12 protein-coding genes are annotated in these 13,084 nt (G+C 72.8%); 3 read left to right on the top strand and 9 right to left on the bottom strand.

Going from position 1 to position 13,084, the window contains the following annotated elements:
• Positions 1-5: 5 nt before the first annotated feature.
• The 7 genes from hemB to QDS12_RS08845 all read right to left on the bottom strand — a co-directional run bounded on the left by hemB (position 6) and on the right by QDS12_RS08845 (position 7,608).
• On the bottom strand, positions 6-992 hold the full coding sequence (hemB, locus tag QDS12_RS08875) for a porphobilinogen synthase (RefSeq protein WP_279878626.1): 987 nt from the start codon (positions 990-992) through the stop codon (positions 6-8).
• A 57-nt stretch (positions 993-1,049) separates the two neighbouring features.
• Positions 1,050-2,705 carry a uroporphyrinogen-III synthase gene (locus QDS12_RS08870; RefSeq protein ID WP_279878625.1) on the bottom strand — a complete coding sequence of 552 codons (1,656 nt, stop codon included), beginning with the start codon at positions 2,703-2,705 and terminating at the stop codon, positions 1,050-1,052.
• A gap of 32 nt (positions 2,706-2,737) precedes the next feature.
• Positions 2,738-3,685, bottom strand: a complete 948-nt coding sequence (gene hemC / locus QDS12_RS08865) for a hydroxymethylbilane synthase (protein ID WP_279878624.1) — start codon at positions 3,683-3,685, stop codon at positions 2,738-2,740.
• Entirely contained in the window at positions 3,682-4,959 is a 1,278-nt protein-coding gene (locus tag QDS12_RS08860) for a glutamyl-tRNA reductase (protein WP_279878623.1), read from the bottom strand. Before QDS12_RS08860 ends, hemC begins: the two co-directional genes overlap by 4 nt.
• Complete coding sequence (locus QDS12_RS08855) at positions 4,956-5,621, bottom strand: redox-sensing transcriptional repressor Rex (protein ID WP_279878622.1); 666 nt, start codon at positions 5,619-5,621, stop codon at positions 4,956-4,958. The genes QDS12_RS08860 and QDS12_RS08855 overlap by 4 nt, the downstream gene beginning before the upstream one ends.
• A 131-nt stretch (positions 5,622-5,752) precedes the next feature.
• A complete protein-coding gene (locus QDS12_RS08850; protein ID WP_279878621.1) occupies positions 5,753-5,995 on the bottom strand; it encodes a glutaredoxin family protein in 243 nt (80 codons plus the stop codon).
• A complete protein-coding gene (locus tag QDS12_RS08845) occupies positions 5,992-7,608 on the bottom strand; it encodes an AMP-binding protein (RefSeq protein WP_279878620.1) in 1,617 nt (538 codons plus the stop codon). The genes QDS12_RS08850 and QDS12_RS08845 overlap by 4 nt, the downstream gene beginning before the upstream one ends.
• Positions 7,609-7,677: 69 nt before the next feature.
• Between QDS12_RS08845 and QDS12_RS08840 the strand changes: the two genes are divergently transcribed.
• From QDS12_RS08840 to QDS12_RS08830, 3 genes are all read left to right on the top strand, one after another.
• On the top strand, positions 7,678-8,553 hold the full coding sequence (locus QDS12_RS08840; protein ID WP_279878619.1) for an HAD-IB family hydrolase: 876 nt from the start codon (positions 7,678-7,680) through the stop codon (positions 8,551-8,553).
• A 151-nt stretch (positions 8,554-8,704) separates the two neighbouring features.
• Positions 8,705-9,454, top strand: coding sequence for a sigma-70 family RNA polymerase sigma factor (locus tag QDS12_RS08835; protein ID WP_279878618.1), 750 nt, complete (start codon positions 8,705-8,707; stop codon positions 9,452-9,454).
• Between the two features lie 113 nt (positions 9,455-9,567).
• The gene (locus QDS12_RS08830; RefSeq protein WP_279878617.1) at positions 9,568-10,842 is read left to right on the top strand and encodes a DUF5667 domain-containing protein; all 1,275 of its coding nucleotides are present in this window, start codon (positions 9,568-9,570) and stop codon (positions 10,840-10,842) included.
• 12 nt (positions 10,843-10,854) lie between these two features.
• Here the strand turns inward: QDS12_RS08830 and QDS12_RS08825 are convergent, their stop codons facing one another.
• A complete protein-coding gene (locus QDS12_RS08825; RefSeq protein WP_279880397.1) occupies positions 10,855-11,982 on the bottom strand; it encodes a 1-acyl-sn-glycerol-3-phosphate acyltransferase in 1,128 nt (375 codons plus the stop codon).
• Positions 11,983-11,996: 14 nt separating this feature from the next.
• Positions 11,997-13,037 carry an NAD-dependent epimerase/dehydratase family protein gene (locus QDS12_RS08820; RefSeq protein WP_279878616.1) on the bottom strand — a complete coding sequence of 347 codons (1,041 nt, stop codon included), beginning with the start codon at positions 13,035-13,037 and terminating at the stop codon, positions 11,997-11,999.
• Positions 13,038-13,084 lie beyond the last annotated feature (47 nt).

Raw genomic sequence — 13,084 nt, 5'->3', positions numbered from 1 at the left:
GTCGGTCAGCGGGAGAGCAGGCCGGCCGCCTCGACCGCCCAGTAGGTGAGGATGACGTCGGCGCCCGCGCGGCGGAACGCCGTCAGCGTCTCGAGGATCGCCGCCTCGCGGTCGATCCAACCGTTGGCGGCGGCCGCCTCGACCATCGCGTACTCGCCCGAGATGTTGTAGGCGGCCACGGGGATGTCGACGGCGTCCTTCACCTGACGCAGCACGTCGAGGTAGGGCAGGCCGGGCTTGACCATCACGATGTCGGCGCCCTGCTCGACGTCGAGCAGCGCCTCGCGGACGCCCTCGAGCGCGTTGGCCGGGTCCTGCTGGTAGGTGCGTCGGTCGCCCTCGAGCGTCGAGCCGACCGCCTCGCGGAACGGCCCGTAGAACGCGGAGGCGTACTTCGCGCCGTAGGCGAGGATCGAGACGTCGGTGCGCTCGGCGGCGTCGAGCACCGCGCGGATCACGCCGACCTGGCCGTCCATCATCCCGGACGGGCCGACCATGTGGACGCCGGCCGCGGCCTGGGCGAGCGCCATCTCGGCATACAGCCCGAGCGTCCGGTCGTTGTCGATCCGGCCGGATTCGTCCAGGACACCGCAGTGGCCGTGGTCGGTGAACTCGTCGAGGCACAGGTCGCTCATGACCGTCAGCGCGGTGCCGACCTCGGCGACCGCGTCGGCGATGGCGACGTTGAGGATGCCCTCCGGGTCGATCGCGCCCGATCCGACGGCGTCCTTGGTCTCCGGTACGCCGAACAGCATGACCCCGCCGATGCCGGCCTCCGCCGCCTCGGCGACCGCCTTGCGCAGCGAGTCACGGGTGTGCTGGACCTGGCCCGGCATCGAGCCGATCGGCACCGGGGCGTCGATCCCCTCGCGGAGGAACATCGGCAGCACCAGCTGGCGCGGCTCCACCGACGTCTCGGCCACCATGCGCCGCAGCGCCGGCGTCTGGCGCAGGCGGCGGGGACGGATCACGGGCTTCTCGATCTCGGTCAACTGCGTCTCCTCCTCGACTGAGGCTCGACTCGGCGGTCCGCTCGGTGCGCTACGCGACTACTTGGCGCGAGCCCTGCGGGCGGCCGGCTTGCGGTCCGACGGCTTGGTGACCGGCTGGCCCGCCTCGACGAGCGAGGCCCGACGGGCGGCGCCGAAGTCGGCGAGCGCGTCGGCGAGCGCCTCGATCGAGGGGTTCGGCGAGAGGACGTCGACCCGCAGGCCGTGCTCCTCGGCCGTCTTGGCCGTCGCGGGCCCGATCACGGCGATGACGGTGGACGGGTGCGGCTTGCCGGCGATGCCGACCAGGTTGCGCACGGTCGACGAGGACGTGAAGACGACCGCGTCGAACTTGCCGCTCTTGATCGCGTCGCGGGTCGGGGCCGGCGGCGGCGCGGCCCGGACGGTCCGGTAGGCGGTGACGTCGTCGCACTCCCAGCCGAGGTCGATCAGACCGGCGATGAGGTTCTCGGTCGCGATGTCGGCGCGCGGCAGGAAGACCCGGTTGATCGGGTCGAGCAGCTCGTCGTACTCGGGCCAGTCCTCGAGGAGGCCGGCGGCGGACTGCTCCCCCGACGGGACGAGGTCGGGGCGCAGGCCCCACTCGAGCAGCGCGGAGGACGTCTTGTCGCCGACGGCGGCGATCTTGAGACCGGAGAAGGCGCGGGCGTCGAGGCCGTACTCGTCGAACTTCTCGCGCACCGCCTTGACGGCGTTGATCGAGGTGAACGCCACCCACTCGTAGCGACCCTCGACGAGGCCGCGGATGGCCTTGTCCATCTGCTGCGGGTTGCGCGGCGGCTCGACGGAGATCGTGGGGACCTCCTCGGGCACCGCGCCGTAGCCGCGCAGCTTCTGGGACAGCGCCGGAGCCTGCTCCTTGGTGCGCGGCACGAGCACGCGCCAGCCGAAGAGGGGCTTGGTCTCGAACCACGACAGCGTCTGGCGCAGGTCGACGACCTTGCCGACCACGATGACGGCCGGCGGGGCCATCCGGGCGGCGCGGGCGTCGGCGGCGATGTTCTCGAGCGTCGAGCAGACCGTCGACTGCTCGGTGGTGGTGCCGACGCGGGTCATCGCGACGGGCGTCTGCGGCGAGCGGCCGGCGGCGATCAGCTCCTTGGCGATCTCGCCGATCAGTCCGACGCCGGAGAGCAGCACCAGCGTGCGGTCGTCGGCGTACGCCGACCAGTCGACCTTCTCGCCGCAGGTGACGACCGCGACCTCACGGTGGTCCTTGGTGGTCAGCGGGATGCCGGCGTAGGCAGGGACCGCGGCGACCGACGAGACGCCGGGGACGATCTCGAAGCCGATGCCGGCCTTGGCGCAGGCCTGCGCCTCCTCCGGGCCCGAGGCGTAGAGGAACGGGTCACCGGTCATCAGCCGGACGACCCGCAGGCCGCGCTTGGCCTGCTTGACGACGACCTTGGCGCGCGCCGCGTGCGTCAGCGGCTGGCCGTCCTCGCCGAAGCCGCCGTCGACCAGCTCCGGGCCCCGCTCGTCGGTGGCCGCACCTGTCGAGGTCCCCTCGACGGGCTCCGGGAGACCCAGGAGCGCGCGGACCATCGGTCCGTGCTCGGGTGACTCGGTGACGATGACGTCGGCCTGACGGATCAGGTCGGCGGCACGGACGGTCAGCAGCTCCGGGTCACCGGGGCCGCTGCCGACGAACGACACCCAACCGGTCCGCGTCGTGTTTCCGGTCTCTCGCGCCATTGCCTCTTGCCCTCTTCAGCTCTAGACGCCGCTCAGGCGTCGTGTCCAGCTTCGCTCCCGAGGGTGTCTGCACCCTCCGCGAGCATCTCCTTGGCCAACCGCGTGCCGACCCCGACCGGGTCGTCCGGGTCGCCGGTGGCCGACTTCCGCACGGCCCTCGCCCCGTCGGGGGAGAGCGCGACGGCCCGTACCCACAGCTCGTCGCCGTCGTCGCTCTCGACGACCTCGGCGAGCGTGCCGATCGGCGCTGCGCAACCACCTTCGAGCGTGGCCAGCACCGCGCGCTCGGCCTCGACAGCGGCCCGCGTCCGAGGGTCGTCGAGCGCCGCGAGGGCGTCGGCGAGCTCATCGCCGGCCCGGCACTCGATCCCCAGCGCACCCTGCCCGGGAGCGGGCAGCATCTGCAGGGGGTCGAGCGTCTCGGTCACCTCGTCGAGGCGGCCGATCCGGGACAGCCCGGCCCGGGCGAGCACGACGCCGTCGTACTCCCCGGAACGAACCTTGCCGATCCGGGTGTCCACGTTTCCACGAACGCCCACCACATCCAAACCGAGACCGAGGGCACCGAGCTGCGCGGCCCGTCGCGGGGAGCCGGTACCGACCCGTGCACCCGCCGGCAGCTCGCCGAGGGTGAGGCCGTCACGGGCGACGACGACGTCGCGCGGGTCCTCGCGCTCGGGGACCGCGACCAGCGCGACGCCCGGGTGGGGGTACGTCGGCAGGTCCTTGAGCGAGTGGACGGCGACGTCCACCTCGCCGGCCAGCAGCGCGTCGCGCAGGGCGCTGACGAAGACGCCCGTCCCCTGGGGAGCGGTCTCGGTGAGCGGTGTGCCCGCCGACTGCGACCGGTCGCCGTCGGTGGTGATCTCGACGAGCTCGACCTCGAGACCGAGCCGGTCGCGGATCAGGTCCGCGACGTGGCCCGACTGGGTCGTGGCGAGCAGGGAGCGGCGGGTGCCGATGCGGATCGGGCCGGTCATTCGGACTCCTCCGGCACCACGGAGCGGGTCACCGCGTCGACCGCGTCGGGGTCGAGGGCGAACAGCTCGGCGAGGGCGCGCTCGTAGGAGACGGCGCCCTGCTCGTTGGCGAGCTCGCGGACCCGGACGGTCGGCTCGTGCAGCAGCTTGTCGGCGACCCGTCGCACAGCCTGCAGCACCTCGGCGCGGGACCTCGCGTCGAGGTCGGGAAGCCGGTTGTCGAGCCGTGCCATCTCGGCGTCGACGACGCTGGTCGCCATCGTCCGCAGGGCCACCACCGTCGGCGTGACGCTGGCCTGCCGGCGGGCCGAGAGGAAGGCGGCGACCTCCTGGGTCACGATCCGGCGGACCGCGGCGACCTCCTGGCCGGCCTCGGTGCCGTGCAGCGCTGCTGCGAGCTCCTCCAGGCCGACCAGGGTGACGCCGGGCAGGTCGGCGACCGCGGGGTCGACGTCGCGCGGCAAGGCCAGGTCGACGACCCCCATCGGGCCGGTCACCATCTCGGGCGTGACGAGGGTGCCGCTGGCCCCCGCACACGTGATGAGAAGGTCGGCCTCGGCGATCCGCGCGGCCAGCTCGGAGAGCGGAGCCGCGGTGCCGGCGTACTCGCTCGCGAGCCGCTCGCCCCGCTCGAGCGTGCGGTTGACGATCGTGATGCTGGCGGCACCGAGCCGGCTGACCGTCGCCGTGGCGAGGCCGGCCATCGAGCCGGCACCGACGACGACGACCCGAGCGCCTTCGACGCCGTTCGGCATCGCCGACTGGAGGGCGGTGCTGACGAGGGTCGGTGCGGCGCGGTCGATGTCGGTCTCCGCGCGGGTGCGCTTGCCGACCCGCAGCGCCTGCTGGAAGAGCGTGTTGAGCGCGGGACCGACGGTGCCCATCTCCTGGCCGAGCCGGAGCGCCTCGCGGGTCTGGCCGAGGATCTGCCCCTCGCCGACCGCCATGGAGTCGAGACCGGCCGCGACCTGGAACAGGTGGGAGACGGCGCCGTCGTCGTAGTGGACGTAGAGGTGCGGCAGCATCGACTCGACGCCCTCACCCGCGCGCTCCACGAGGAGCCGCGAGAGTCCCTCGACCGAGCCGTGGAAGCGGTCGACCTCGGTGTAGATCTCCAGCCGGTTGCAGGTGGCGATCACCGTGGCCTCGGTGACGTGCTCGTTGCCGACCACGTCGTTGACCAGCTTGTGGACTCCGTCGGAGTCGAGCGCGACGCGCTCGAGGAGGGAGACCGGGGCGGTGTTGTGAGAGATGCCGACGACGAGGATGCTCATACGGGTTCTCCGTGTGCCTTGCGCTGCTCGTGATAGGCGAGGATCTGCAGCTCGATGGAGAGGTCGACCTTGCGTACGTCGACGCCCGGCGGGACGGACAGCACGGTCGGCGCGAAGTTGAGGATGCTACTGATGCCGGCCGCCACCATCCGGTCGGCGACGTCCTGCGCGGCGAAGGCCGGGACCGAGATGACGCCGATCGCGACGTCGTTCTCGCGGACGATCTGCTCGAGGTCGTCGAAGGGTCGTACGACGATCCCGGCGACCTGCTGCTCGTGCAGCGCCGGGTCGGCGTCGAGCAGGGCCACGACCCGGAAGCCGCGACTGCGGAACCCGGAGAAGTTCGCCAGCGCGTGGCCCAGGTTTCCTATGCCGACGATGACGACCGGCCAGTCCTGCGTCACCCCGATCTCACGGGCGATCTGGTAGCGCAGGTAGTCGACGTCGTACCCGACGCCGCGGGTGCCGTAGCTGCCGAGGTAGGAGAGGTCCTTGCGGAGCTTGGCGCTGTTGACGCCGGCCGCGGTCGCGAGGTCCTCGCTCGAGCACGTGGTGATGCCCTGGTCGGCGAGGGCGGTGAGTGCACGGAGGTAGACCGGGAGCCGCGCGACTGTCGCCTCGGGGATGTCCCGGACGGCGTCGGTGGGTGTCCGTGCGGTCACGTGCGTCGCTCTCTCGTTGCCCGGTCGCGCAACGGGGGCCGCCAGCGGTCCGGACGCGTCGCACGCCGTCGTTCACTTTAGGAGTTTGTGAACGTGAGAACAAAACGCAGCGGGTGTGAGCCATGTAACCGTCACATGGGCCGCAGCGCCGCCCGCAGCCGATCGGCCGACACCCGCCAGAAGTCGTGCTGCTTCCCGTCGACGAAGGTCACCGGCACCTCGTCGGTGAAGCGCTCCTGCAGCTCGGGGTCGTCGTCGATCGAGACCTCGTCGTAGGACTCGCCCAGCTCGGCGCAGACCTCCTCGATGACGGCGCGCGCGTCGTCGCACAGGTGGCAGCCGGGGCGGCTGTAGAGCGTGACGCGAGCGGTCATTCGAGCAGCCCCAGGCCACGCCGGCGCTCGATGGTGCGCAGCCGGCCCTTCTGCACCTTGCCCGTCGCCGTGTGCGGCAGCGCCTCGACGAGCTCGACCCGCGACGGCTGCTTGAACCCTGCGAGCCGCTCCGCGCAGCGCGACCGGATCCGGAAGGCGAGGTCGCCGGGCGCATCGGCGACGGGTACGACGTAGGCGACGACCGCCTCGCCGGTCTGCTCGTCGGGGACGCCGATCACCGCGACGTCGGCCACGCCGGCGACCTCGGCGATGGTGTCCTCCACCTCGACCGGGTAGACGTTGAAGCCGGACACGATGACCAGGTCCTTGAGGCGGTCGACGAGCGTCAGGTCGCCCGCGGGCGACAGGAAGCCGACGTCACCGGTCGCCCACCAGCCGTCGGGCCCCGGTCCGCCGGTGGCGTCGGGCCAGTAGCCGCTGAACAGGTTCGGCCCCTGCACGAGGATCTCCCCCGGGTCGCCCGGCTCCGGCTCGGCGCCGTCCTCGGCCCGCAGCCGGATCCCGACGCCGGGCAGCGCCGCACCCACCGAGCCGGGCTCGAGAGCCTCCGAGCACAGCGTCGAGGTGACCACCGGCGCGGCCTCGGTGAGCCCGTAGCCCTGGTGCACCGGGATGCGGGTCCGTGCCGTGAACGCCTTCACCAGCTCGGGGTCGAGCGGCGCCGACCCGGAGAGCAGCAGCCGCACCGGGCCGAGCCGCTCCTCGAGCGCCGGGTCCTGCATCCAGTAGGCGACGACCGGCGGTGCCACCGGTACGACGCTGCACGCCTCGTCCTCGATCAGGTCGAGCGTGCCCTGGGGATCGAAGCGGTCGATCAGCAGCAGCTTGGCGCGGTGGCGCAGCACCGACCCGAGGACCGCGTTGAGCCCGTAGACGTGGAAGAGCGGCAGCACCCCGAGGACGACGTCGTCCCCGTGGATCATCGGCGGGTCGACGGCGGCGATCTGCTCGACGTTGGCCAGCAGCGCGCGGTGGGTGAGCATGGCGCCGCGCGGTCGCCCGGAGGTGCCGCTGGTGTAGAGCAGCACCGCGAGCCGCTCGGGGTCCGTCAGCGGCGGCAGCGGCCGGGGGTCCGCGGCACGCAGGTCGTCGTAGGAGCGCTCGCCGGGGTGCAGCGTGGCGCCGACCACGTAGACCTGCGGGCGGACGGCGCGCTCGAAGGAGTCGCCGTCGAGCCGGCGGAGGTCCAGCTCGCCGGCGATCGCCCGGTCGACGTACTCGACCGCCTCGCGCACCGCACCGATCGCGTCGCCGTCCGCGACGACGAGCCGGGAGCCGGAGTCGCCGACCAGGCGGGCGATCTCGATGCCGGTCGCCCGCGGGTTCACTGGTACGGCGACCGCCTGGACGCGCAGCACGGCGAGATAGGTCGCGACGAACTCGAGCCCGTTGGACGCCGCGATCCCGACACGGTGACCCGCGACGATGCCGGCGGCGCCGAGGCCGGTCGCCAGGCGGGCGACCTCGGTGTCGAGCTGCGCCCAGGTCAGGCTGCGTCCGCCGGCCTCGACGAGGGCCAGCTTGTCGGGGCTCTCCAGGGCGGCCAGACCGAGCAGATCGGCGACGCCGTGGACGCTCCCGGGCAATGACATAGGCGCGATCCTATGCAACGTGAGCTGGCGCACATCACGGAACCGGACGCGTTCACTACATTGAGGCCCGTGGCCGCGCACCCGCCCCGCAGGAACCTCACCCGCCGCTCGACGCTGGCCGGCGAGGCGGCGGCGGCAGCCGCCGAGGTGGAGTCCGCGCTGACCACGCCCGACCAGCGGGACACCGCGGCGTTCTTCGACGTGGACAACACGATCATGCAGGGCGCGAGCATCTTCCACCTGGCCAAGGGCCTCTACCGGCGCAAGTTCTTCACGACCCGCGAGATCGTCGGCGCCGCCTACAAGCAGGCCTACTTCCGCTTCGCCGGCGTCGAGGACCCCGAGCACGTGGCGTCGGCGCGAGCCGCGGCGCTGGCGTTCATCGCCGGCCACACCGTCGAGGAGCTTCAGGAGGTCGGCGAGGAGATCTTCGACGAGGGGATGGCCAGCCGGATCTGGCCCGGCACCCGCGCGCTGGCCCAGCTCCACCTCGACCAGGGCCAGCGCGTCTGGCTGGTCACCGCCGCGCCCATCGAGATCGCCGAGATCATCGCCGCCCGGCTGGGGCTGACCGGCGCGATGGGCACCGTCGCCGAGCACCATGACGGCGTCTACACGGGGCGGCTGGTCGGCGAGCTCCTGCACGGCCCCGCGAAGGCGGAGGCGATCGTGGCGCTGGCCGAGCGCGAGGGCCTCGACCTGAGCCGGTGCTCGGCCTACTCCGACTCCTACAACGACCTGCCGATGCTCACGCTCGTCGGCGAGCCGTCGGCGATCAACCCCGACGCCCGGCTGCGGGCCTACGCCCGCGGACAGGGCTGGCCGGTCCGCGACTACCGGACCGGCCGCAAGGCGGCGCGGGCCGGCCTGGTCACCGCGACCGTGGGCGGGGCGCTCGTCGGCGCGGCCGCCGCAGGGGTCGCGCTGCGCGGCAGGCGAGCGTGATCAGAGACCCGCGCGGGTACGGGTGCGGGTGGATCAGTTCACGTCGTGGACCCCTGGCTGCTCACCCCTGACAGTCGTCGGTCCTTCGTCTAGCATGGCCGGAAGTTAACGCTGAGTAACTCGGGTACGAGCGGCCTGGGGAGGGGACGACATGCCGCACGGCGCTGGGCTGGAGCGTGGCCTCGACGCGCTCCGCCTCGCCGTCGCGCGCGCCCTCCTCGCCCGGCCCGCGTACGCCGGCCACGGCCTGCTCCTCATGGAGGGCGGGCCGGCGACCGAGACCTCACCGCCCGGCGACTCCGGGCCCGACGACGGCGACCTGGCCACGTCGTCCGAGGAGTCCGAGGACGACCGGCAGCGGCTGATCGCCCTCGTCGAGCTGGCGCGCAAGGGCGACACCGACGCGTTCGGGCTGCTCTACGACCACTACAACGGCGCGGTCTACCGCTTCCTCTACTACCGCACCCGTTCGCAGACGCTCGCCGAGGACCTCACCTCGGAGACCTTCTTCCGCGCGCTGCGCTCGATGACCGGCTTCCGCTGGCAGGGCAAGGACTTCGGCGCCTGGCTGATGACGATCGCCCGCAACCTGGCCACCGACCACTTCAAGGCCGGCCGCACCCGGCTGGAGCTCACGACCGAGGACATGGGCCTCCACGACGACGCGGCGGACGGCCCGGAGACCGAGGTGCTCGCCGGCCTCACCAACGAGCTCCTGCTCAAGGCCGTGTCCCAGCTGGCCCCGGAGCAGCGCGACTGCGTCGTCATGCGCTTCCTCCAGGGCATGAGCATCGCCGAGACGGCGGCCGTCCTCGGTCGCAGCGAGGGCGCTGTCAAGCAGCTGCAGCTGCGCGGCGTCCGCAACCTGGCGAAGCTGCTGCCGGAAGGGTTGCGTGGCTAGATGATCTGGACCGTAACCCTTCCCGTCCTCCCCTCGTTGGTACGGACGACAGCGGCGTCCCGCGGCACAGTGCCGTGCTCGCACGACCGCTTCCCGAGAGAAGGACAAGGCCGATGAGCCCGGCGTTCCCGACCCGCCGGCGCGCCGAGGAGTTCGACGCGCTGCTGGCCGGCGACCTCACGACGGCACCGTCGACCGAGCTGGCCGACCTCCTGGCGGTCGTCGACCAGGTCCGCGCCGTGCCCGAGATCACCCCGCGCGCCGAGTTCGCTGCGAGCCTGCGCGACCGCCTCATGGCCGAGGCCCCGTCGGCCCTCGCGCAGCCGGCCACCGAGGAGTCGACGTCACGGCTGACCGTCGGTCGTCGTACGCCGTCGAAGACCTCCCACCAGCGGCGGGTCAGCGTCGCCATCGCCGCCTTCTCGCTCGTCGGCGCCACCACCGCCTCCGCCTTCGCCTCGCAGGGCGCCCTGCCGGGCGACACCCTCTACCCGGTCAAGCGCCTCATCGAGGACGCCCGGACCTCGCTGGCCATGGGCGACCACGCCAAGGCCGACGCGCTGCTCTCCCAGGCCCGCACCCGTCTCACGGAGACCCGCGAGCTCGGCACCCGGGACAACCCGGACACCGACGCCATCACGCAGAGCCTGCAGAGCTTCAGTGACGCCGCCGACCACGCCTCCACGGTCATCCTGGCCGACTACGCCGACCACCGCGACGAGCAGGAGATCGGACAGCTCCGCACGTTCACCCAGCAAGGCGTCGCCGACATCAGCGAGCTGACCGACCTGCTGCCCACGAGTGTCGACGGCTCGCTCGCCGACGCCCTCAACACCCTGATCAGGATCGACCACTCGGCGGCCCAGGCCTGCCCCGCCTGTGACGGCGCCGGGATCACCGAGCTCCCGTCCAACCTCGTCGACCTGCTCTCGGCCACGACGAGCGGCGGCAACGACCGGGCGCCCTCGGCCGCCGCCACGACGGCCGGCCAGAAGCCCGCGAGCAAGCCGAAGCCCTCGCCCACCCGGGCCGCTGACGCCTCCGCGGCCGAGCAGCTCGCCAACCAGCTCGACCACGCCACCGGCCAGCTGACCGGCAAGGGCGACAAGTCCCCCAGCAGCGCTCCGACGAGCGTCGGCGGCGTCGTGGGCGGCGCGGGTGGTGCCGTCGGTGGCACCGTGGGTGGCGTCGGTGGCGCCGTGGGCGATGCGGGCACCCAGCTCGGTGGCCCGGTCGGCGGGCTCCTGGGCACGGTCGGCGGCGTGGTCGGTGGCCTCGGCGACACGGTCACCGGTACGACGGGCGCGCTCGGCGACACGCTGGACGGAGCCACCGGCGGGCTGCTCGGCGGCGCCAGCCCGACGCCGACGCCGAAGCCGAAGCCCTGACCCGGCCGTCCCTCAGCGGAAGACGGACGGGCGCTGCATCAGCAGCGAGTAGAGCGTCTGCTGGATCGTCTCGCGCACCTGGTCGGTGACGTTGAAGACGAGCATCGGGTCGTCCGCGGCTCCCGCGTCGTAGTCGTCGGTGCGGATGGGCTCACCGAACTCGATGATCCACTTCGACGGCAGCGGCACCAGGCCGAGCGGGCCGAGCAGCGGGAAGAAGGGCGTGATCGGCAGGTAGGGCACGCCGAGGATCCGGGCGAGCGACGGGACGTTCCCGACGAGCGGGTAGATCTCCTCCGCCCCCACGACCGACAGCGGGATGATCGGAACGCCGGTGCGCAGGGCCGCCGAGACGAAGCCGCCGCGGCCGAAGCGCTGCAGCTTGTAGCGCTCGCTGTAGGGCTTCCCGATGCCCTTGAAGCCCTCCGGCCAGACGCCGACGAGCTCACCGCCGCGCAGCATCCTCTCGGCGTCCTCGCTGCAGGCCAGCGTGGCGCCCGCCTTGCGGGCGAGCGAGCTGACGAACGGCATCCGGAACACGAGGTCGGCGCCGAGCGGGCGCAGGAACCGGCCGGTGTGGTCGTGGATGCTGACCATCGTCATGAGCCCGTCGACCGGGATCGTGCCCGAGTGGTTGGACACGACGAGGGCGCCGCCGTCGGCCGGGATGTTCTCGGTCCCGCGCACCTCGATGCGGAACCACTTCTCCGCGATCGGGCGCAGCGTGGCCAGGAGGAAGCGCTGGGTGAGCTCGGCGTCGAAGCCGTAGTCGTCGACGACGTAGTCGCCCGTCACGCGGCGGCGGAGGAAGGCGAGGAGGCGAGCGAGCTGCTGCTCCCAGTCGGTGCCGAGGACCTCGCGCGCCGCGCCCTCGAGCGCGGCCTGCCAGTCGCTGACCGGGATGCCGGCCATCGGCGAGCGCTCTCGTACGACGGCCGCGGACACGGGCGCCTCCGCAGCCTCCTCGGGGACCGCCTGCACGACCGGTGGCTCGGCCGCCTTCTTGGGACGCGGCGGCCGCTGCGCCGGCCCTTTCGCTGCCTTGCCGGCCAGGCCGCGCGCGGCCGCCGAGGGCCGCTGCCCGGTCCCGCGGCCGGGTCGGCCCCGGGTGCCGATCGGGATGACCTCGGCGCCCTCGATGTGCTCGCGCTCGCTCATCGGTGCGCTCCCGACTCGACGGCGGCTCGGGCCGACGGGAGCCGGTGCTCGAGGTCGGCGAGCAGCCGGTCGGTGCGCCCACCCGTGGGCACCAGGTTGGAGGCGAAGTCGTCGACGGTGGCGGCGGTCGAGAACCGCGGCGAGAAGCCGAGGTCGCGCCGCATCCGAGTGGTGTCCACCCCGCGGCCGTAGGTGAGCAGTGCCCGCACCTCGGGCGAGAACTCCGAGACGTGCATCGAGCGGAGCGCCCCGCCCAGCCCACCGAGCGCGAAGCCGGGCAGCGGCAGCGTCGGGCGCTGCAGCCGGCGTACGACCTGGCTGAGCGTCAGCAGGCCCTCGCCGGCGATGTTGAAGGTGCCGGGCACCGCGGCGGCGACCGCGTGGCCGAGGGCGCCGAGCAGGTCGCGCTCGTGGACGAACTGCAGGCGCGGGTCGAAACCCAGCACGGTCGGGATGACCGGCATGCGGAGGTAGCTCGCGATCGGGCTCTCGACCTGGGGGCCGAGGACGTTGGCGCAGCGCAGCAGGGTGACGACCACCTCGGGCCGGCGGCGCGCGAAGCCGCGCACGTAGCCCTCGATCTCGGCGACGTCCTTGGCGTAGCCGCCCCGAGGCTGCCGGCGCGGCTCCATCTCCTCGGTGAACATCGCCGGGTCACGGCTGCTGGCGCCGTAGACGTGCGTCGTCGACTTCACGACGAGCTGCCGGACGGTCGGCGCCTTCTGGCACGCAGCGAGCAGCTGCATGGTGCCGATGACGTTGAGCTCCTTCATCGTCGACCTGCCGCCGTTGGAGCCAGGGGTCGAGATGACGCTCATGTGGACGACGGTGTCGACGTCCTCCTTGGCGATCACCTTGGCGATCACCGGGTTGCGGATGTCGGCGCGCACGAACGACACCCCGCCGACGTCACCGCGAGGCGGTACGACGTCGACGCCGATCACCCGCTCGACGTCGGGGTGGTCGGCGGCAGCGCGCGCGAACCGCCGCCCGAGGTCTCGTGAGACCCCGGTGACGAGCACGACGCGTCCGGCCACGTGGCGACCCTATCGACTCATGCGAGCGGGGATCGGGCGCGGACGGG

The organism is Nocardioides sp. CER19 (genome assembly GCF_029846275.1).
In the GTDB taxonomy this organism is placed as follows: Bacteria; Actinomycetota; Actinomycetes; order Propionibacteriales; family Nocardioidaceae; genus Nocardioides.
Note: the sequence above shows the minus strand (reverse complement) of the source record. Positions and strands in the feature narration are given on the sequence as shown.

Excerpts from the sequence above, each read along its gene's own strand:
- QDS12_RS08860 (WP_279878623.1), bottom strand. The coding sequence starts at position 4,959 with ATGAGCATCCTCGTCGTCGGCATCTCTCACAACACCGCCCCGGTCTCC.
- QDS12_RS08835 (WP_279878618.1), top strand. The coding sequence starts at position 8,705 with ATGCCGCACGGCGCTGGGCTGGAGCGTGGCCTCGACGCGCTCCGCCTC.
- hemC (WP_279878624.1), bottom strand. The coding sequence starts at position 3,685 with ATGACCGGCCCGATCCGCATCGGCACCCGCCGCTCCCTGCTCGCCACG.
- QDS12_RS08870 (WP_279878625.1), bottom strand. The coding sequence starts at position 2,705 with ATGGCGCGAGAGACCGGAAACACGACGCGGACCGGTTGGGTGTCGTTC.
- QDS12_RS08830 (WP_279878617.1), top strand. The coding sequence starts at position 9,568 with ATGAGCCCGGCGTTCCCGACCCGCCGGCGCGCCGAGGAGTTCGACGCG.
- QDS12_RS08845 (WP_279878620.1), bottom strand. The coding sequence starts at position 7,608 with ATGTCATTGCCCGGGAGCGTCCACGGCGTCGCCGATCTGCTCGGTCTG.
- QDS12_RS08850 (WP_279878621.1), bottom strand. The coding sequence starts at position 5,995 with ATGACCGCTCGCGTCACGCTCTACAGCCGCCCCGGCTGCCACCTGTGC.